General features: G+C 39.1%; 16 protein-coding genes and 3 rRNA genes. 2 read left to right on the top strand and 17 right to left on the bottom strand.

Going from position 1 to position 20,126, the window contains the following annotated elements:
- From rrf to JJQ93_RS12710, 5 genes are all read right to left on the bottom strand, one after another.
- Window positions 1-83: ribosomal RNA gene (gene rrf / locus JJQ93_RS12730) — 5S ribosomal RNA — on the bottom strand; the annotation flags it as partial.
- Window positions 84-355: 272 nt separating this feature from the next.
- Window positions 356-3,231 (bottom strand): 23S ribosomal RNA (locus JJQ93_RS12725).
- Between the two features lie 128 nt (window positions 3,232-3,359).
- Window positions 3,360-4,945, bottom strand: a 16S ribosomal RNA gene (locus JJQ93_RS12720).
- 278 nt (window positions 4,946-5,223) lie between these two features.
- Window positions 5,224-6,348, bottom strand: a complete 1,125-nt coding sequence (locus JJQ93_RS12715) for a Gfo/Idh/MocA family protein (RefSeq protein WP_274894107.1) — start codon at window positions 6,346-6,348, stop codon at window positions 5,224-5,226.
- A 122-nt stretch (window positions 6,349-6,470) separates the two neighbouring features.
- Entirely contained in the window at window positions 6,471-7,637 is a 1,167-nt protein-coding gene (locus JJQ93_RS12710) for a hypothetical protein (protein ID WP_274894012.1), read from the bottom strand.
- Between the two features lie 172 nt (window positions 7,638-7,809).
- Here JJQ93_RS12710 and rd point away from each other — a divergent pair, with 172 nt between their 5' ends.
- Window positions 7,810-7,968, top strand: coding sequence for a rubredoxin (gene rd / locus JJQ93_RS12705; protein ID WP_013787237.1), 159 nt, complete (start codon window positions 7,810-7,812; stop codon window positions 7,966-7,968).
- Window positions 7,969-7,987: 19 nt separating this feature from the next.
- On the opposite strand, the gene JJQ93_RS12700 is transcribed toward rd, so the two are convergent.
- Genes JJQ93_RS12700 through nadA form a run of 4 tightly spaced genes read right to left on the bottom strand, consistent with a single transcriptional unit; the run spans window position 7,988 to window position 12,032 of the window.
- On the bottom strand, window positions 7,988-8,692 hold the full coding sequence (locus JJQ93_RS12700) for a DUF421 domain-containing protein (RefSeq protein ID WP_274894009.1): 705 nt from the start codon (window positions 8,690-8,692) through the stop codon (window positions 7,988-7,990).
- Window positions 8,693-8,729: 37 nt separating this feature from the next.
- Window positions 8,730-9,557 carry a carboxylating nicotinate-nucleotide diphosphorylase gene (gene nadC / locus JJQ93_RS12695; RefSeq protein WP_464852087.1) on the bottom strand — a complete coding sequence of 276 codons (828 nt, stop codon included), beginning with the start codon at window positions 9,555-9,557 and terminating at the stop codon, window positions 8,730-8,732.
- Window positions 9,523-11,127 carry an L-aspartate oxidase gene (nadB, locus tag JJQ93_RS12690; protein WP_274894007.1) on the bottom strand — a complete coding sequence of 535 codons (1,605 nt, stop codon included), beginning with the start codon at window positions 11,125-11,127 and terminating at the stop codon, window positions 9,523-9,525. The genes nadC and nadB overlap by 35 nt, the downstream gene beginning before the upstream one ends.
- A complete protein-coding gene (gene nadA, locus JJQ93_RS12685) occupies window positions 11,124-12,032 on the bottom strand; it encodes a quinolinate synthase NadA (RefSeq protein WP_085113568.1) in 909 nt (302 codons plus the stop codon). The genes nadB and nadA overlap by 4 nt, the downstream gene beginning before the upstream one ends.
- 241 nt (window positions 12,033-12,273) lie before the next feature.
- On the opposite strand from nadA, the gene JJQ93_RS12680 reads away from it, so the two are divergent.
- Entirely contained in the window at window positions 12,274-12,789 is a 516-nt protein-coding gene (locus tag JJQ93_RS12680) for a ferredoxin domain-containing protein (protein WP_085113569.1), read from the top strand.
- 29 nt (window positions 12,790-12,818) lie between these two features.
- Here the strand turns inward: JJQ93_RS12680 and JJQ93_RS12675 are convergent, their stop codons facing one another.
- The 8 genes from JJQ93_RS12675 to alr all read right to left on the bottom strand — a co-directional run bounded on the left by JJQ93_RS12675 (window position 12,819) and on the right by alr (window position 20,116).
- Window positions 12,819-13,664, bottom strand: coding sequence for a YitT family protein (locus JJQ93_RS12675; protein ID WP_274894006.1), 846 nt, complete (start codon window positions 13,662-13,664; stop codon window positions 12,819-12,821).
- Window positions 13,665-13,685: 21 nt separating this feature from the next.
- Complete coding sequence (locus JJQ93_RS12670) at window positions 13,686-14,417, bottom strand: WecB/TagA/CpsF family glycosyltransferase (RefSeq protein WP_274894005.1); 732 nt, start codon at window positions 14,415-14,417, stop codon at window positions 13,686-13,688.
- A gap of 2 nt (window positions 14,418-14,419) precedes the next feature.
- Window positions 14,420-15,499 carry a polysaccharide pyruvyl transferase CsaB gene (csaB, locus tag JJQ93_RS12665; RefSeq protein WP_274894004.1) on the bottom strand — a complete coding sequence of 360 codons (1,080 nt, stop codon included), beginning with the start codon at window positions 15,497-15,499 and terminating at the stop codon, window positions 14,420-14,422.
- 37 nt (window positions 15,500-15,536) lie between these two features.
- Window positions 15,537-17,558, bottom strand: a complete 2,022-nt coding sequence (locus JJQ93_RS12660) for a DUF5693 family protein (RefSeq protein WP_274894003.1) — start codon at window positions 17,556-17,558, stop codon at window positions 15,537-15,539.
- Window positions 17,559-17,670: 112 nt separating this feature from the next.
- Window positions 17,671-18,117, bottom strand: a complete 447-nt coding sequence (locus JJQ93_RS12655) for a hypothetical protein (RefSeq protein WP_274894002.1) — start codon at window positions 18,115-18,117, stop codon at window positions 17,671-17,673.
- 117 nt (window positions 18,118-18,234) lie between these two features.
- A complete protein-coding gene (locus JJQ93_RS12650; protein ID WP_014758038.1) occupies window positions 18,235-18,585 on the bottom strand; it encodes a type II toxin-antitoxin system PemK/MazF family toxin in 351 nt (116 codons plus the stop codon).
- A 1-nt stretch (window position 18,586) separates the two neighbouring features.
- Window positions 18,587-18,862: a CopG family ribbon-helix-helix protein gene (locus tag JJQ93_RS12645; protein ID WP_013297076.1), complete on the bottom strand. Its 276-nt coding sequence runs from the start codon at window positions 18,860-18,862 to the stop codon at window positions 18,587-18,589.
- 87 nt (window positions 18,863-18,949) lie between these two features.
- Window positions 18,950-20,116 carry an alanine racemase gene (alr, locus tag JJQ93_RS12640; protein ID WP_085113575.1) on the bottom strand — a complete coding sequence of 389 codons (1,167 nt, stop codon included), beginning with the start codon at window positions 20,114-20,116 and terminating at the stop codon, window positions 18,950-18,952.
- Window positions 20,117-20,126 lie beyond the last annotated feature (10 nt).

The raw sequence follows: 20,126 nt of genomic DNA, 5'->3' as shown, positions 1-20,126 counted from the left end.
TAATCAGTACCATCGGCGCTGGAGGGCTTCACTTCCGTGTTCGGTATGGGAACGGGTTTTTAACCTCCGCTATTGCCACCGGAAATCTTTCGTTCATTTTCTTTGCATATATGCTGATTCTTCTCTTTGAAAATATTATTTCCGTTCGCAAATTGTGTTTTCTATATACTTTCGGCTCTCTTCGTTTGTTCGGCTAAAGCCGTCTATGCGTTGTGACGGCTTTTTACGCCTCACTTCACTCCGTTCGCCGAGTATATTACGAAAACGCAATTAATCGCTCTCTACAATAATATTTTCTTCTTTGGATTCTTCACATATATGCTTCTAAATGAACTTTGAATACTGCACAATGCTAAAGGTCAAGTCCTCGACTTATTAGTACCGGTCAGCTGAAAGTATTTCTACTCTTACACCTCCGGCCTATCTACCTCGTCTTCTTCAAGGTGTCTTACTCCTTTCGGATGGGAAATCTTATCTTGAGGTGGGTTTCACGCTTAGATGCTTTCAGCGTTTATCCCTTCCAAACTTGGCTACCCAGCTGTGCAAAAGGCTTTGCAACTGGTACACCATCGGTTTGTCCACCCCGGTCCTCTCGTACTAAGGGCAGATCCTCTCAAATTTCCTGCGCCCGCGACGGATAGGGACCGAACTGTCTCACGACGTTCTGAACCCAGCTCGCGTACCGCTTTAATGGGCGAACAGCCCAACCCTTGGGACCTACTTCAGCCCCAGGATGCGATGAGCCGACATCGAGGTGCCAAACCTCCCCGTCGATGTGGACTCTTGGGGGAGATCAGCCTGTTATCCCCAGGGTAGCTTTTATCCGTTGAGCGACGGCAATCCCATTCTCTACCGCCGGATCACTAAGCCCGACTTTCGTCCCTGCTCGAATTGTCTTTCTCGCAGTTAGGCTACCTTCTGCCTTTGCACTCTTTCGCGCGATTTCCTTCCGCGCTGAGGTAACCTTTGGACGCCTCCGTTACTTTTTAGGAGGCGACCGCCCCAGTCAAACTGCCCGCCTGTCAGTGTCCATATGCCGGTTTACGGCTCCTATGTTAGAATTTCGGTAATATCAGGGTGGTATCCCAACGTCGGCTCCATATAGGCTGGCGCCCATATTTCTCCGCCTCCCACCTATCCTGTACAGATATTACTAAAATTCAGTGACAAGCTGCAGTAAAGCTCCATGGGGTCTTTCTGTCCTGTCGCGGGTAACTCGCATCTTCACGAGTACTACAATTTCACCGGGTCCCCCTTCAAGACAGCGCCCAAGTCGTTACGCCTTTCGTGCAGGTCGGAACTTACCCGACAAGGAATTTCGCTACCTTAGGACCGTTATAGTTACGGCCGCCGTTTACTGGGGCTTAAGTTCAGAGCTTTGGATTTTCTCCTGACCCTTCCCCTTAACCTTCCAGCACCGGGCAGGCGTCAGCTCCTATACTTCGTCTTTCGACTTAGCAGAAACCTGTGTTTTTGGTAAACAGTCGCTTGGGCCTCTTCTCTGCGGCCTTTCGGCACTCCTTCTCCCGAAGTTACGGAGTCTTTTTGCCGAGTTCCTTAATGAGGGTTCTCCCGCTCGTCTTTGGATTCTCTCCTCGCCTACCTGTGTCGGTTTGTGGTACGGGCACCTCATCCTCGATAGCAACTTTTCTTGGCAGCCCCTTCGAAACTTCGCCTTTCGGCTCCCCATCACAGCTCTTATGAGCTTTGGTACTTCACTCAAAGCTCTTTTCGTCGCTGCTTGGACGTGCTCTACCAACCGCACGCTTTTCTTATCTCGCTGCGTCCTTGCTTCTCTTTTAGCGGATTTCGGTGGTACCGGATTTATTACCGGTTCTCCATCGCCTACGCTTTCGCCTCGGCTTAGGTCCCGACTTACCCTGGGCGGATTATCCTTCCCCAGGAATCCTTAGGCTTTCGACGGTAAGGTTTCTCGCCTTACTCTCGTTACTTATACCGGCATTCTCTCTACTGTACTGTCCAGATTCGCTTTCGCTTATCCTTCGTCCTGTACAGTACGCTCCCCTACCATTCTTTTCAGAATCCGTAGCTTCGGTGGCATGTTTTAGCCCCGTTTATTTTCGGCGCGGGATTTCTCGACCAGTGAGCTATTACGCACTCTTTGAATGTATGGCTGCTTCTAAGCCAACATCCTGGTTGTCTTGGAAATCCTACTTCCTTTTCCACTTAACATGCTCTTTGGGACCTTAGCTGTCGGTCTGGGCTCTTTCCCTTTTGACCACGGATCTTATCACTCGTAGTCTGACTCCCAGGGTCTCAATATGGCATTCGGAGTTTGATAGGGTTCGGTAACCTCTTTGGCCCCTAGTCCATTCAGTGCTCTACCTCCATATTTCCTTCCCCCTGAGGCTAGCCCTAAAGCTATTTCGGGGAGAACCAGCTATCTCCGAGCTCGATTGGAATTTCTCCGCTACCCACAATTCATCCCATGACTTTTCAACGTCAACGTGGTTCGGGCCTCCACCAGATCTTACTCCGGCTTCACCCTGATCATGGGTAGGTCGCACGGTTTCGGGTCTATGATATGCAACTCTCGCCCTTTTAAGACTCGCTTTCGCTTCGGCTCCGCTTTCGCTTAACCTCGCTGCATATCTATAACTCGCCGGTCCGTTCTACAAAAAGTACGTGGTCGCTTTCGCTTCCACTGCTTGTGGACATATGGTTTCAGGTTCTCTTTCACTCCCCTCCCGGGGTTCTTTTCACCTTTCCCTCACGGTACTATGCGCTATCGGTCACTTAGGAGTATTTAGCCTTGGGAGATGGTCCTCCCGTCTTCCCACCGGGTTGCCTATCCTGTGGTACTCTGGATCCCACTCGGTATTTAAAGCCTACGCCTACAGGGCTTTCACCTTCTTTGGCCTGCCTTCCCAGGTCTGTTCGGCTTCGCTTTTCATACCTTCTTGTGGTCCTAAACCCCATCACCAATGGTGATGGTTTGGGCTCTTTCCTTTTCGCTCGCCACTACTCAGGAAATCGATTTTTTCTTTCTTTTCCTCGCGCTACTTAGATGTTTCAGTTCACGCGGTGTCCCTTCCTCATGGCTATGTGTTCACCATGGGATGCTTAAGTATTACCTTAAGCGGGTTTCCCCATTCGGAGATCTCCGGATCTGCGTCTGCTTGCGACTCCCCGGAGCGTTTCGCCGCTTGCTGCGTCCTTCTTCGGCTCTAAGTGCCTGGGCATCCACCATACGCCCTTTCTAACTTGACCTATTGTTTCCTCGTTTTTCTTCGTTACCCATATTTGCATTGTGCAGTTTTCAAGGTTCACTTTCCTGAGGGTCTAAACCCTCAAAACTGAACAGTGAGATACGACTTGTTGTAAGGATTGCTCCTTAGAAAGGAGGTGATCCAGCCGCACCTTCCGATACGGCTACCTTGTTACGACTTCACCCCAATCATTTACCCCACCTTCGGCAGCTCCTCCCTTGCGGTTAGGTCACTGACTTCGGGTGTTGTAAACTCTCGTGGTGTGACGGGCGGTGTGTACAAGGCCCGGGAACGTATTCACCGCGGCATGCTGATCCGCGATTACTAGCAACTCCGTCTTCATGCAGGCGGGTTGCAGCCTGCAATCTGAACTGGGACCTGTTTTCTGGGATTCGCTCCGGATCGCTCCTTCGCTGCCCTCTGTTCAGGCCATTGTAGCACGTGTGTAGCCCAGGGCATAAAGGGCATGATGATTTGACGTCATCCCCGCCTTCCTCCGTGTTTTCCACGGCAGTCTCGGTAGAGTCCCCGTCTTTACGCTGGTAACTACCAACAGGGGTTGCGCTCGTTGCGGGACTTAACCCAACATCTCACGACACGAGCTGACGACAACCATGCACCACCTGTCTCACAGCTCCTCTTGCGAGGCACTCCGGTATTTCTACCAGATTCTGTGGATGTCAAGCCCTGGTAAGGTTCTTCGCGTTGCTTCGAATTAAACCACATGCTCCGCTGCTTGTGCGGGCCCCCGTCAATTCCTTTGAGTTTCAACCTTGCGGCCGTACTCCCCAGGCGGGATACTTATTGCGTTAACTCCGGCACGGATGATTCCTCACCCACACCTAGTATCCATCGTTTACGGCGTGGACTACCAGGGTATCTAATCCTGTTTGCTCCCCACGCTTTCGCACCTCAGCGTCAGTTCAAGTCCAGAGAGCCGCTTTCGCCACTGGTATTCTTCCTGATCTCTACGCATTTCACCGCTACACCAGGAATTCCGCTCTCCTCTCCTTGACTCAAGCTATTTAGTTTCAGATGCATACCCTCGGTTGAGCCCAGGTTTTTCACATCTGACTTTTATAGCCGCCTACGTGCTCTTTACGCCCAGTAATTCCGGACAACGCTCGCCCCCTACGTATTACCGCGGCTGCTGGCACGTAGTTAGCCGGGGCTTTCGTATGGTACCGTCATTATCTTCCCATACTATTGAGCTTTACGACCCGAAGGCCTTCTTCGCTCACGCGGCGTCGCTGTGTCAGGGTTTCCCCCATTGCACAATATTCCCCACTGCTGCCTCCCGTAGGAGTCTGGACCGTGTCTCAGTTCCAGTGTGGCCGTTCACCCTCTCAGGCCGGCTACCCATCGTCGCCTTGGTGGGCTTTTACCCCGCCAACTAGCTAATGGGACGCGGACTCATCCTATAGCGGATTTCTCCTTTCTTCAAATGATGATGCCATCATTTGACATTATCCGGTATTAGCACCCCTTTCGAGGTGTTATCCCAGTCTACAGGGTAGATTGTCCACGCGTTACTCACCCGTCCGCCGCTATCCGGCACTCAACTCCGCGTTTACTCATTTTTCTCTCTTTTTGCTTTATCTTTCTTTTCTGTCTTTTTTTCTGTAAGCGCTTAGTTGAGTGCCGGATCGCTCGACTTGCATGTGTTAGGCACGCCGCCAGCGTTCGTCCTGAGCCAGGATCAAACTCTCATGTTTATATCCTTTGCTCTTATATCTCACTGTTCGGTTTTCAAGGTTCGTCTCCCTCGCCGCTTATCGCGACATCGTCTATCTTACCACATTATCTTCTCTCTGTCAACTGCTTTCTGTCTGGTATTTTGTGGTGTCTTTATTCGCTCCTCAAAGAAGCGACGTATGTTAATATACCACTTCTAAAAAAATATATCAACATTAAAATATGTCTATATAAATCAAAATAGACGAGATAATGCAGAAATTACCGCAATTTTCTCGTCTATTCTCCTTTTTACGACTTAAAGTTTTATCAAAGAACCGTCATCTTTCGCGGATTCTATTATTTTGTCTATCACTAACTGACTTTTATAAGCTTCATCAAAAGTTGGTGTTTCTTTATGTACTATTTTCCCCTCTACAATGTTTAAGAAGAAATTCATAGGGCTTGCTAAATGCATGTCTACCATAAATCCCAATGAATACTTAGGATCTGGATATATAGTTTCTAAGTATTTTGAAAATATACTTTTATTTTTATAAGCGCCAATCGTATATTGATTTTCATTTTTTACATATAGATGAGCATATCTGGGCTCCTTTGTAGATATTTTTATTGAACCTTTTGTACCATATATTAAAAATTGTGTTTCTTCCTCAATTTCTGCAGATATCCTCGATGTCTCAACAGTACCCCAAGCACCATTTTTCATGGTTATTCGCACTTCTGTCCAATCGTCTACGTCTACTTCTTCGTAATCGCCTACAGTCTTCGATACAGGCCTTTCTTTAAAATACGTCTTTGAGTTTGCTCGAACTTCATCTACTTCTCCTAACATAAATCGAACAGCATCAATAAGATGTATGCCCAGATCTATTATTGAACCGCCACCAGATGTATCAAAGCGCATTTTCCACGACATAGGTCTTTTCGGGTCCAAATATCCGGAGTGCAACATTAAAGCTTTAAAATTAAGCACATCTCCTATTTCACCATTTTTAATCATATCCCTTGCTTGGTTTATTGCAGGCATAAATCTGTACATCAAAGCTGCTTGATTTATTATATTTTTATCATTTGCCATGTTTGCCAGCTCTAACGCTTCTTCACCATTTAATCCAATAGGTTTTTCAAGGTACACATTCAAATTTCTTTTCATTACTTCGATGGCTTGTTGTTTGTGTAAGAAATTAGGAGTACATATATCAACAGCATTTAAGTTTTTATCTTCTAACAATTCGTCAACGGTTTTTACACCGCCTTCAAAAAAGTAAGGTATACCATTTATGTCATTTTTACATACTGAGCCGAATTTGATTTTAAATGGTAAGTTTTTAAAAATCAAAGGCATTGCAAAACATGCGGTAGCATGAATAGTCCCAATGTATCCCAAACCCACAAATCCTAATTTTATTTCCTTTGCCATAGCAAACACCCTTTCGTTAAAAATTACCATATTATCTATTTATAAATTATACTACATACCTGTATGATTATAAAATTCATCAGAAATCAAAAAGCGGAGGCAATCGCTCCGCATCAAAATTTTTAGTTTATTAAATCAACAGTATAGCTTAGATTATTGTCATTAACACCAATTTTAACTGTTGATGAATCTATTTCATTCCCAATAGAAAAACCTAAGTATGTATTTATATCTACTATCGGCGAAAAAGCATACAGTGTCTTCTTTGATTTTCCACTTGCTTCATCGACGATAAAAATATCGCCTGTACCATTCTTTTTTATAAAATAATAGGACTTTTTCCCAAAGATGTCTTTTGATATGTTTATTACATTTCCATCAACCTTGTAAAACTTTTTTTCATCGATATTGTATATGATGCTATCATTCTCATCTGCATCTTTTAAAAGTATGTTGTCATCTTTATACATTGCACTTCCTATTTTAAATCCGACATCATAATTATTTAAGCTTTTACCCGTTAGCACATCTCTTAAGGTAAATGTCTTATCTTCGTAAGCATACAAATTGTCATAATCTATGCATATCAAGTTGCCAGACGATATTTTGCTGTCATCTTTAAATATTCCATTGCCATCATAAAACACCTTTCCCATGTCATCAATACATACATTATTAGCATCAAATGGAAGGTTTTTAGCATATATTTTAAAATTGTCTAAATTTACAATATACGCTTTTGATGGTTTATCATCATCTAACAAAACTAAGTATTTTTCCAAGGGCGACCAATTGACATTTACTTTATCAATATCACCTGAATATATATTACGAAGTTCACCTGTATTAACATTTATTAAATATATTTCATCATCCGACAAACTATTGCCTCCTACCGCAAAATTTCCATAAGGACTGAATATAAATTTTGTCGATTTATTGCCTTGGAAATACTTTAAATTGATTTTTTCTGCATCTATTACCTTGTAAAACTTTTTGTTTCTAAATAGCACCAAAGCTTTTCCATCGTATATAAGAAGCTTGTCGTAATTTGCAAATACAATTTTCTTATAAGCATTGTCATCCGCATTTGAGTAAACAAAATTGTACTGAGGAAGATTGACTTCAGGAAGTCCGTAATACAATTTTTTATAATCTACTTCCATTTTATTAACTTCTTTGTTCTTTACTGTGTTTGCCGTTTTAACGCTATTTTCAACAGGTTTTGCTTTCCCACACGACACAAGAATTGCACATACCAAAATAACTAACACAGCTATTTTTCTCATTATTGAACAACCTTTCGTTTTTTTATTAAATTATATGCCAAATCAAATCCATTTTATACCAATCATAACACGCTTGTGCAAAATTTGGAATAAAATCATTTTCAATATTGATTTTGGCTATTCTTAGCTGATATAATATAGTTATAGATAAAAAAAGAAAGGGTTGAGAAATATGGAAAAATGGGAATGCACAGTTTGCGGGTACATATATGATCCAGAAGTTGGCGACCCAACGCAAAATATACCACCAGGAACTAAGTTTGAAGATTTGCCAGATGATTGGGTATGCCCTGATTGTGGTGTAGGAAAGGATCAGTTTGAAAAACTATAAAAATAAGGAGCATTGCTCCTTATTTTTTTGTAACGTATAGTATGTCATTTGTTTCATATACTGCAAGAAAAACGTCTTTAAAATTCGATATGCTGTAAGCGTGCAAATTTTCCATAAGCCACTTTTCATCTTTTCCAATCATCTCTAAATTTCTGTGCAACACTATTCCATCTTCAATGATAGCTATGGGAGCATGTATAGGGGCCTTTTTTATGTCCAGATCCTTCAATGTCACACCTTGACTGTCTACATTCTTTATTATACTTATCTTCCCGTTGCTTTCTAAATATGCAGCATGAACATCTCTAACACTCAAAACATTGTGGAGTCTAAGCTCTGTCATCAGCAAATCTAAGTCTATTTTGCCTTTTTTTAATCCGCTTTTTATGATTTCACCTTCATATATAAGCGGTATGACATCCAAATCAACCATTTTCCTTAATTTAGTGTATTTCATCGTAAAAAAATTAAACAGAATGTACAAAACAGCAAATGTTACACTTGTAATCACAGGGCCCCTCAAACCTAAACTGCTGTCAGAAAGTTGATGAGCAATGATGTTTCCAAAGGCTATAGATATGACAAAATCGCTCATCTTCATATTAGAAAGAGTTCTCTGCCCCATTATTCTTAAAAGAAACAAAAGTAAAACATAAGCAGTTAATGCTCTTAAAACCCATGAGGCCAATGTAAGGTCACCGTATCCTTCCCAAAACTTTTGCATTGTATCACCTCATGGTTATTGTTCCACTTAACACATCTTATAAATCATAACTTATATCAAGCGCCTTTACCGAATGAGTAATTGCACCAACTGATATAATATCAACGCCTGTTTTAGCCACTTGCAATATATTGTCTTCATTGATATTTCCAGATGCCTCTAATATTGCTTTGCCATCAGTTATTTCAACAGCTTCCTTCATCATGCCAATAGTCATGTTATCAAGCATTATAATATCTGCTCCGTATTTCAGCGCTTCTTTCAGCTCGTGGATCGTCTCAACCTCTATTTCTATTTTCTTAGTATGGGAAACACTGTTTTTGATCATAGTCAATGCGTTTTTAATTCCTCCAACTGCTTTTATGTGATTATCTTTTATTAAAATCCCGTCAGATAAATTGTACCTATGATTAATACCACCGCCTACCAAAACTGCATATTTGTCAAAATACCTTAAGCCAGGCATCGTCTTTCGCGTATCTGTCAATTGAGCCTTAGTTTCACTTATTATGTCCTTAAGCATCCTGACGTATGTGGCTATTCCTGACATCCTCTGCATAAGGTTTAGTGCGACTCGTTCCGCCTTAAGGCAAGAATTCAGTTCACCATAAGTCTCTAATATCAAATCACCTTTTTTAACAGCATCACCATCTTTAAAATACTTTACATGCTCTATATCTTTATCAAAAGCATTAAAAACCATCAAAAAAGCATCAATACCAGCTATTATACCGTCAGCCTTTGCATATAAATATCCTTTAGCTTTTGCACCTTTAGTTATAAGCAAATCTGTAGTAATGTCGCCCCACGTTAAATCTTCCAAAATATAGTTATCTATCAATTTTTGTGCTATAATCCTGTCCATCAAAATAAATTTCATCTCCTTTTATCAATATATGTCTTCTGTACATTTCATTTTCTTCCGGGTAATCAGTTCTAAAATGACTTCCTCTGCTTTCCTTTCTTAAAAGAGCAGATATTGTCATGTACTTGCTTAAAATGTATAAACTTAAAAGTTCGCTTTTCGCCCTATCATCTGCATTCATGTAAAGTATATCTTCATGAAGTTTTAGCCAATTGAGCATTGTTTTTAAGCTGCTTTCACTTCTTATAATGCCAACATTCGCCTCCATAAGATGCTGCAGCTTATGCCTCAGTTCATTTACATCTATTTCCATATCAATCTTATCATAATTGTAAAAATGTGAAGGTACAATCTTATTGTTTAAATATTTTTTTGAATCGCTAACAGCCCTCGTAGAAAAAACCAAACCTTCCAACAATGAATTGCTGGCAAGCCTATTAGCTCCTTGTACGCCAGTACAAGCACATTCTCCACAAGCGTAAAGCCCTTTTATAGTAGTTTCCCCGTTTAGATCTGTAGCGATTCCACCCATATAATAATGTGCAGCAGGTGATACAGGTATATAATCTTTTTCAATGTCAATACCCATTTTTTCAATTTTTTCGAATATAGATGGAAAGCGCCTCTTAAACAAACTTTTGTCTATATTTGAAACATCCAAGTATACATAATCTATTTTGCTTTTGCGTATTTCGCTTAAAATTGCTCTTGATACCACATCCCGTGGCGCAAGCTCTTTTAACTCATGATAAAATGGCATAAACCTTACACCTTTTTCGTTTCTAAGTATGCCACCTTCACCTCTTATAGCTTCAGTAATGAGAAACCTTTCCCCATCCTTGCCATGCAGTGCGGTCGGATGAAACTGCATGAATTCCATATCTTTCAACAATGCACCTTGTCTTGCTGCAAGTGAAATGCCATCACCCGTTGATGTGTCAGGATTTGTCGTATTTAAAAAAAGATTTCCGGCACCGCCCGTTGCTAATACAACCACTTTTGCCCACACGATGAAAAATTGATTTGAAACCAAGTTCTTCGCTAAAACACCTTTCACCATATTATCTTTTACAAGCAAATCAAGAACTAAAGTATCCTCGAAAATTTTGACACCATCTAAAACAGATATAAGTCCATTTATTATTTCTCTACCAGTGTAATCTCCCGCATGTATTATCCTATTTGCAGAATGTGCCCCTTCCCTTCCTAGCTCAAGCTGACCATCCTTCTTGTCAAAGTTAACGCCCAAATCAATAAGGCTCTTAATATTTAATGGCGCCTCTTTAACTAAGACTTCTACAGCTTCTCTGTCACATAGCCCCGCACCAGCATAAACAGTATCTTCTATGTGAGACTGAAAGCTATCTACTTGAGATATTACACAGGCTATACCGCCCTGTGCCAATGATGAACTTGAGTGGGAAAGTCTATCTTTGGTCAACAAAAAAACTTCTCCATAGTCCTTTGCCAAATAGGCTGCATTAAGGCCAGCTATACCACTGCCAACTATTGCATAATCGCTCATGTAGCTTTCCACTTCATTAGAATCAAAATTTACGCTGTAGCTCATTTTACATCTAACATCCTTCTAATTGGAATAATAGCTTTTTGTCTAATATCGTCAGGGACTTTTACCTCTGGCCGCAAATTCTCAAGACTATACAAAACATCTTCAATTTTCGTCTTCTTCATGTTGGGACATACCAGCTTATTAGAAGGAAGTATGAATTTTTTATCAGGATATTTTTTCTGCAATTGATGTAATATGCCATCTTCTGTGCATATTATAAATTCACTGGCATTGCTGTCTTTTACAAATTTTATCATGCCAGATGTAGAGAAAACTCCATCTGCAATATCTAAAACATCTTCTCTGCACTCTGGATGAGCCAATACTACCGCTTCAGGATATTTTTCCTTTGTCAATTGGACTTCAAGTCTTGACAACTTATTGTGAGTATTACAGTATCCTTGCCAAATTATCATATTTCTCCCTGTCACCTTTTCCACATAGCGTCCCAAATTTTTGTCTGGGACAAAGATAATCTCTTTCTCCTTTGGTATTGTATTTACTACTTTTACAGCATTGGCAGATGTACAGCATATATCGCTTAACGCTTTTACTTCTGCAGTAGTGTTGACATAGCTTACAACATAAGCATCTGGATGTTGTTCTTTTAACCTTAAAAGTCCATCATAGTCAGCCATTTCAGCCATAGGGCAACCCGCACCTATATTTGGAAGAAGCACCATCTTATCAGGTGACAGTATGCTGGCGGTTTCAGCCATAAAGTGGACACCGCAAAATACGACTACATCTGCATCTGTCTCTGCCGCCTTCCTTGATAATTCCAGTGAATCTCCAATGAAATCAGCGATATCTTGGATTTCCGGTCTTTGATAAAAATGACTTAATATAACTGCATTTCGCTCTTTCTTAAGCTTATCTATTTTATTTAAAATGTCTTTATCCATTTGTATTTCCCCTTTTATAAATTTAATAATATTTTAGCACTTGTATAGTTTATTGTCTATAATGCTGTATATACATATAAGTGTGATTTCTTTTATTTGCTACTAATATTGTCTTATAAAAAAGCTTTTTATATGCCAACTAAAAATTTTATATATACTAAAACATTGCGCTGTATGATTTTGTATGGTGAGAAAATAGTAATATAATATTGTTGTGATAAAAATAAATGGAGGGATTTCAATGAATGTTATCGAATTAGCAGCAGAACTCATGGCTTTGTCTGCAAGAACAGCACCAAAAGCATCCGGTCAAGACTTTATAGAGACAAAAGTCATAACCGGAGACGATTTAAAAAGACTTAATGAAGATATGGTTAAATACGGAATAGAATCTGGAAAGAAAAATTTCGATAGGGACGGCAAAAATGTCGAAAGATCTGGAGCCGTGCTGCTTGTTTCTCTTAACAAGCCAAAAAAAGCTGGTTTAAACTGCGGAGCTTGCGGATACAACAAGTGCGATGAGCTGCCAGATTTCAAAAAAGGAACAGAATTTGACGGCCCTATGTGCGCTTGGAGGCTTATCGATCTGGGCATTGCAATAGGATCTGCAGTGAAAACTGCCAGCATGCTAAACGTAGACAACCGAATAATGTACAGGATCGGCATAAGCGCAAAGAGATTAAATCTTATAGATGGTGAAATCGTAGTAGGCATACCGTTGTCAGCTACGGGAAAAAACATATACTTTGATAGATAAAAAGGGCATGGCAATAACCATGTCCTTTCTTACATGTTTCTAAATCCCTCACCTAAAACCTCATGGGCTGTAGACAAAATCACGAAAGCTTTTGGGTCTATTTTTTTGACCACATTTCTTAATGTGGTTACTTCGCTTCTATTTACAACCACAAGCAAAACGTTTTTTTCCTGCTTAGAATATCCTCCAACACCTTTTAGCTCCGTAACACCTCTATCCATGTCGTACAGGATGGAATGGCTTATTTCCTCGTATTTATCTGAGATAATTATAGCAATTCTTTCGTAATCGGTTCCTTCTTGAATGACATCTATGACCTTTATCGCAATAAATTCTGTTGCTAATGCATATAAAGCAAGCTCCGGACTAAACTCGATTCCAGCTAATGCGATTATTATAAAATCTATGATAAGCAAAATCCTGCCAACGGTCAGAAAAGGTATGTACTTGTGAAGCGTCATTGCTGCAAGGTCAGTGCCACCTGTAGTAGCACCATACTTTATAACTATCCCAAGGCCTAAGCCCATTATAAGGCCTCCATAAACAGCCGCCAGCATCGGGTTATGGGTCATAGGCTTTAAAAATGATAGGGCATCAATTGAAACACCAAGAAGCAAAGTAGAGTACAGCGTCTTAGCTCCAAAAACCGAACCCAAAACTTTGATGGATATTAAAAAAAGAGGAATATTTATGAGGAGTGTGACGGCTCCAACAGGCCACTTAAAAATATAATTTAAAACGATGGCAAGACCGCTTACACCACCAGGAGCAATCTGGTTTGGTATCAAAAATAGATCAAGTGATAAAGTAAGCAGCAGTGTACCTATTGTGATCCACATAAAATCCATTACGATCTTTTTTACCTTTTCGCTCATAAAAATGTGTCCTTTCTTACATCACTTTGGTTTTTTTGAAAAAAGCACTTTAACCGCAAACTTAGGCAATGCCATCATTCGCTTATATCTCCATGGCTCTTTCAAAAGGCGATAAAACCACTCTAGCCCCAACTTCCTGTATATTTCTGGCGCGCGAGTGACTTTCCCTGCTATAACGTCAAAGCTTCCGCCAACGCCAATTGCCACTTTTGCTTTTAATCTATTTTTATTCTCGTATATCCATTTTTCTTGTTTTGGTGCGCCTAATGCGACAAATAATAAATCTGTATTCTTCTCATTTATGTCTTTTATGATTTCCGCTTCATCGTCTTTACTAAAATATCCATCGTGAAATCCAACTATGTCGATTTCACTGTACTGCCTTTTCAAATTAAGATATGCGCCTTTCACCACATCAGATTTAGCACCTAAAAGATATATCTTATACTTTTTTTCAGCGGCAACTTTTATAAGCTCCATCATCAAATCAAATCCTGCAACTCTCTCCGGAAGCTCTTCCTTGTAAATCTTTGATGCAAAAATAACACCACTGCCATCAGGAACATTTAAGTCTGTCTTGTTTAAAATCTCCTTATACTCAGGATCTTTCTGCGCCATCATTACAATCTCAGCATTTGGAGTGGCAATCATATGAAGTCTATCTTCAGATAAAAATTTTTCTACAGTATCAACAGCTTGTTTCATATTAACTTTATCAATTGGCACATCGAAAATCACAAACCTTCCAACCATCTTTACACCTCGTCATCATTATTTTTTAAATATACGAAGTTGTTTTTAGACAATTCTCTTAACGCTTTAAGATGAATTTTTAAATTCTCTATAAACTCATCTCTATTGTTTAAAATAGATTCAGCATAGTTGACTATTTCATCTGAAGAAAACTTGTCTATCTTAAAAATCTTTGAATCGACTGAATTCAAAAAACCATCAATTTTCGGATCGTAAGATATGCCTATAAATGGCACTAATGCCACCAAAGCAAATATCAGTGAATGAAGTCTTACCCCAATAAGTAAACTGCATTTTTTTATTATTCCCAATATTTCATTAGGCTCGTACTTACCTCTTATGACCTTATAAGGAGATTTTAAGTAGTTAGCTACCTTCTTACTCTCTAATTCATCTTTTTTATAGTAAAATGGCAAAAAAACAACTTCTAAGTTGTACTTTGTTGATATGGCATCAATAGCTTTAGCAAGCTCTACTCGCGATAATTCATTGTTTCCCCACTCTCTGGTACATACAACTATGTACCTATTCTTATCGATTTCCTCGTCTTCCAATATTTTCTCTATTCTTTCATCGCTGCAGACATTTAAGTTAACGACAGGATCAGCAGCGAGAATAGCATTTTTTTCGATATTAAGTTCTTTTAAAATGGAGAGCGAATCCTTGTCTCTTACCGTAATCATGTCTACCCTTTTTAATAAAAAATTAGCCAAAATTTTATTGTATTTGTGCTGTATAGGCCCTATTCCTTGTCCTACGATGTACACTTTTTTTCTCAACAAAATACCTAAAAAGATTATTGATAGATAGTACCATAAGCTTTTGCTGCTTGTGACATCTTGTATTAAACTTCCACCGCCGCTTATAATGACATCAGAATCCCTTATCCCGTTAAAAATATCTTTAAGTGAATTTCGATTTATAGACTTTACACCGTACTTAGATGAAGTAACATAAGGCGCATTTGAAAGCACCGTGATGTCATCTACACCTCTTTCTTTAAGTCCGGCGACGATGCATTCTAAGACAGCATCATCGCCAGTGTTTTCAAAGCCATAATACCCCGATATCAAAATTTTCATTATCTTTACCTCCACGGCTTAATAAAAGTAAGTAAAATCAATTGTGAACATTCTTCATCTTTATATATCTCATAAAAACATCAACAACTTTTAATGCAACTAATCCTATTATAAGCCCAAACACCCAGCTTATTACAGTACGCTCTAACGCAATTTTAAGCACGCTTTCCACATGACTCATAGTATTAGGCATCGACAGTATTCCGATAGATGCCAGTATTCCAAGTATAAAATTCATTGATTTTGATTTCTTTTTAGCAGCGTATATGCTTAATATTAAAGCAGGATATCCAACTAAAAATTCCTTCGTCCTTGGCCTTGCCACAAGGTAATGTTCAAGCAAGCTTCTAAACTTAAGCTCTATTGATGTGGGCTTTATAACTGGTGTATTGCCTGTTCGCGAAATATATACAATTCCTACAAAACCAGCTATCAAAACAGCCAATACATGCCATATCTTAATATCTGTATTTAGTATCTTAATGGAGGCATCAGTCAATTTCCTAAATGTATTTATATTCCACACTTTATAGCCGTAATACGCTATATACACTACCACCGGTACCGTAAATGACAACTTCACGCCTCTAAAGTAGTCTAACTTCAACATGTATTTGCTGTCTGCCATAATCGCCGCAATTATTAACCCACCGGCTAAAGATATTAAAACAGTCTTAAAGAAAATGTAAAGCGAATCTCTCACATAATGGCCATCTTCTCCGCCATCGATAATCTTTTTGCTGCCATCGATGAAATACCCTATAGCCAGCGATGGATATATTATAGATGACAATAAAGCTACTGATTTGACGCCAAGGTCATTGTACTTTGTTAAAATCAAAAGCGCCGATATGACGATGCCTAAAATCGTAAGTATTAAGGAGTACCTTTCCCTAAGTCCAAAAAGCATTAAGAGGAGAATTCCACCTGCAACAACGCCTAATGCAATCAACACTTCTATTATCTTTGATTGATGAATCGGGCTTAAAGGCTTCACTACGCCTAAATTAAGTCCTGCATAATTCACAAGGTCATTTATCTCTTTCAACATGGATATGTTCTGCTTCAAATTGTAATTTTGAGACTTAGTCGTATCGACTTTTGCTCTAATGTATATAATTCGCACATCTCTCTCTATGATAGATCTGTACCATCTATCAACTATTCCACTTGTATCGTACTTAGCTGTCTCAGCTTCAGAAAGACCGTAAACTTTAACTCCATCGTAACCGTCAAATTTCGTAAACTTTTCTGTTCCAGCTTGTAAGCTTTTGCCCATAGGTGTATCAATAATTCCGATAGCGATTCCGTTCTTTTTAAATAAAGATGCCGCATACGATATTTTATCAGGGTTTCCCAATACATCATTTCCGCCAAACACTACTGTCTTCACGCCGTAATGTTTTAAAAGCTCTACGTAGTTTTGTATGTCTTTGTCTTTTATGCCATTGTAATTTTCTACCCTTGGTATTATATCAAGACCCAATGATTTTACCATGTCCAAATCATTTTTGTCAAAACCTAAGCCTTGGTCAGCAAAAGTGTCCATGTCTTCGTTTAAAATAAATGCATAGTTATTCCCATTTTTTAAAATAGTCAACTTGCCAGACGGTACCCTTTTAGTCAAAGATGACTTCAAGAAATCATAAGTCGAAACATCGTCTGTAGTTACAACGATATAATCCTTCTCGATCCTTTTTTGGCTGTCGCTTAAGCTTTTAATGTATGACGTCAGTGCAGAATTGCCAGCGGTATTCTTAAGGTTATAAATATTTTCCACATCCGACATCTTGTAAAGTGCTATTTTGCCGATTTCCTGAAGTCTGTTTAACGTTACTTCAGGTACTGCCACTCCTTTTAAGCCGTTCTCTTTAAATGTCGTCAAAACGTCCTGTACACTCATTCCCGTATTCTCAGCCAAATTTTCAAAGTTATAAAGGTCAGCCACGGTTTCCACCGTGTTGTACTTATTTTCAACGCTAATTCTGGATACATCTACAATTGCAGATACTGCTAATGATAGTGCTACAAAAAATACGAGTATTTTCTTCAGACTCAAAGAATATCTCTCCTTCATTATTTTAGTATTGTATCACTTGAATTATATCACTTTAATATAACCTTGGGCAATACCATATTTTAGAAAAAAATAAAGCGCTTTAAAGCGCATTTTAATTTTTTGTGTATTTTCCCATTACCACGATTATAGTATCAGCTTTCGCCTTTATTCCTCTGCCATCTGACCGTGGGAAAAGCAACAGATGATTTGCTGGTATCAATGCATTGTTTTTTAAATCTTTTCCACCTGTCAAATCCGATACGCCATCAGTGCTGGTGACAATCGTTGATGTATTGTCAGTTCTGACTATAGCCTCAGATCCTTGATAAAGTGTGATGCTTTCACCAGGTTTTAGTTCGACTATGTCGTAATTGCTGCTTGATGTGCTTGCTTTACTATCTATGTAGCTTTTTAAATCATCGTACTTGCTATCTACATAGCTTTTTGTGACTATCGGATCCTGTTGACTACCGGGATCTTGAGTCGAATCAGCGTACACAATTCCAATTACAGCTAACATCACAACAAATACCAATATCAATCCATAAATCTTATTCACAAGCTAAGCCCCCTTCTTTAGTTTTATTTTATACAAAAAACTCGCCTATTTCAACAAAAATCTATTTAAATCGCGAAAAATGCCGTAAAAATAAAAGGACATTTTTCTAATTTGTCCTTAAAAATCTATCAATCCAAGGCTTATCTGCAATGCCTCATTTACTTTTTCCATCATCTCTTGGTCAAAATGGCCTATTTTTTCTCTTAGACGCTTTTTGTCTATAGTCCTTATTTGTTCTAATAAGATAACTGAATCCTTATTAAGACCGTATTCCGTTCCATTTATCTCAACATGTGTCGGCAATTTAGCTTTGTTTATCTGAGATGTTATTGCTGACACAATAACTGTAGGGCTGTACTTATTGCCGATATCGTTCTGTATTACAAGTACGGGCCTAACACCACCCTGTTCTGAGCCTATGACAGGGCTTAAATCAGCATATAAAATATCTCCACGCTTTACAATCATATCAATCACACTTTTTCAATTTCTTTTCGTATCCGTTAAAGCATTCGTTGTCAGCGGTTAGGCCCAATTCCGCAAGTTCTGCATTTATAGCCGCCATCTCAAGGTACCCTTTCTTCATGCTCTCCCTTATCTTCATCTTCTTTCTCTCTTTAATGTATAATTTCATGGCTTCTCTTATAAATTCACTGCGGTTTCTATTTTCCATAGCTGCAAGTACATCAACTTCCTCCAGTAAGCTTTCCGGCAAACTGACGAGTATTCTTTTTGTCTCGCCCACAATTATGACCTCCTAACACACTTATATAATTTATTATATACTGCTATATATATTAATGTCAATCTTTATTATTTTTATACATAATATTTAACATTTTAAATAATTTTCTACTTTTGTTATCTCTCCATTAAATATATATATTCTTGGTACCCGTCTGGATATTCCACAATATACTTCATAAGAAATAGTTTTTAATTTATTTGCAATTTCATCAGCGCTTATGAATTTGCCATCTGCTTCTCCCATAATAGTAGCAATATCTCCTTCCTTAACATCTTCAATCTCTGTCACATCAACCATACATTGATCCATGCATATTTTACCAACTATAGGAGCATATTTGCCATTTATTATGACATTGTGATTATTTGATAAAAGCCTATTTAAGCCATCTGCATACCCTATAGGCAAAGTAGCTATGCGGCTTTTTCTGTTTGTCCTATACGTTCTGTTGTAGCTTATATATTCTCCTTCACCCACATCTTTAACATAGACGACTTTCGATCTTAATGATATAGTGGGACGTAAATCAATTTTTTTATTGACTTCAGTTGAAGGAAAACTTCCATAAAGTATAATCCCCGGTCTTACCATGTCAAGGTGTGTTTCAGGCATGTCTAATATTGCAGCACTGTTTGCTATGTGCCTAATAGGAATGTATATACCAGACATTTTAAGCCTTTCTATAAGACTTAAAAAAATTTCAAGCTGCCTTAACGTGTACTCCTTGTCTTTTTCGTCTGATGACGAAAAATGGCTAAATATGCCTTCAATGTTGATTCCAGCAAGATTTGACATGGATAAAATCTCCTCATAAGCTTTATTCATGTCATTGTAGCCGATGCGACCCATCCCTGTATCTATCTTAACATGAATCTTAGCATCTTTGCCAAGCTTTTGAGCCACCTTTGCTACCTCTTTTACGTAACTTAGCTCAAATGCTGTCTGAGTAATATCGTGCTTTACAATCACATCAGCAAACTTTGCTGGAGTATATCCTAAAATAAGTATTGGCTTTGATATACCCTGCTCTCTTAGTTCCAGAGCCTCGTCTATTGTTGCAACAGCCAGATAATCTACACCACAATTTATCAATTCCTTCGACACTTCATACGAACCATGCCCATAGGCATTCGCCTTGACTACTGCCATTATGCCAGCATTTTTATCAGTGATTTTTCTTATCTCTTTGTAGTTGTGAATTATATTATCCAAATTAACTTCTGCCCATGTTGGTCTATACAAATTAAGCATAATTACCTCC

It is taken from the genome of Thermoanaerobacterium sp. R66 (assembly GCF_028895185.1).
Lineage (GTDB): Bacteria > Bacillota > Thermoanaerobacteria > Thermoanaerobacterales > Thermoanaerobacteraceae > Thermoanaerobacterium.
This window is presented reverse-complemented; position numbering and strand designations above follow the sequence as displayed.

Bases quoted from the DNA above. Each gene is read 5' to 3' on its own strand.
- JJQ93_RS12700 (WP_274894009.1), bottom strand. From the start codon at position 8,692: ATGCAAAAGTTTTGGGAAGGATACGGTGACCTTACATTGGCCTCATGG.
- nadB (WP_274894007.1), bottom strand. From the start codon at position 11,127: ATGAGCTACAGCGTAAATTTTGATTCTAATGAAGTGGAAAGCTACATG.
- JJQ93_RS12675 (WP_274894006.1), bottom strand. From the start codon at position 13,664: ATGAGCGAAAAGGTAAAAAAGATCGTAATGGATTTTATGTGGATCACA.
- nadA (WP_085113568.1), bottom strand. From the start codon at position 12,032: ATGGATAAAGACATTTTAAATAAAATAGATAAGCTTAAGAAAGAGCGA.
- rd (WP_013787237.1), top strand. From the start codon at position 7,810: ATGGAAAAATGGGAATGCACAGTTTGCGGGTACATATATGATCCAGAA.
- csaB (WP_274894004.1), bottom strand. From the start codon at position 15,499: ATGAAAATTTTGATATCGGGGTATTATGGCTTTGAAAACACTGGCGAT.
- JJQ93_RS12670 (WP_274894005.1), bottom strand. From the start codon at position 14,417: ATGGTTGGAAGGTTTGTGATTTTCGATGTGCCAATTGATAAAGTTAAT.
- JJQ93_RS12650 (WP_014758038.1), bottom strand. From the start codon at position 18,585: ATGATTGTAAAGCGTGGAGATATTTTATATGCTGATTTAAGCCCTGTC.
- JJQ93_RS12680 (WP_085113569.1), top strand. From the start codon at position 12,274: ATGAATGTTATCGAATTAGCAGCAGAACTCATGGCTTTGTCTGCAAGA.
- nadC (WP_464852087.1), bottom strand. From the start codon at position 9,557: ATGGACAGGATTATAGCACAAAAATTGATAGATAACTATATTTTGGAA.
- alr (WP_085113575.1), bottom strand. From the start codon at position 20,116: ATGCTTAATTTGTATAGACCAACATGGGCAGAAGTTAATTTGGATAAT.
- JJQ93_RS12715 (WP_274894107.1), bottom strand. From the start codon at position 6,348: ATGGCAAAGGAAATAAAATTAGGATTTGTGGGTTTGGGATACATTGGG.
- JJQ93_RS12710 (WP_274894012.1), bottom strand. From the start codon at position 7,637: ATGAGAAAAATAGCTGTGTTAGTTATTTTGGTATGTGCAATTCTTGTG.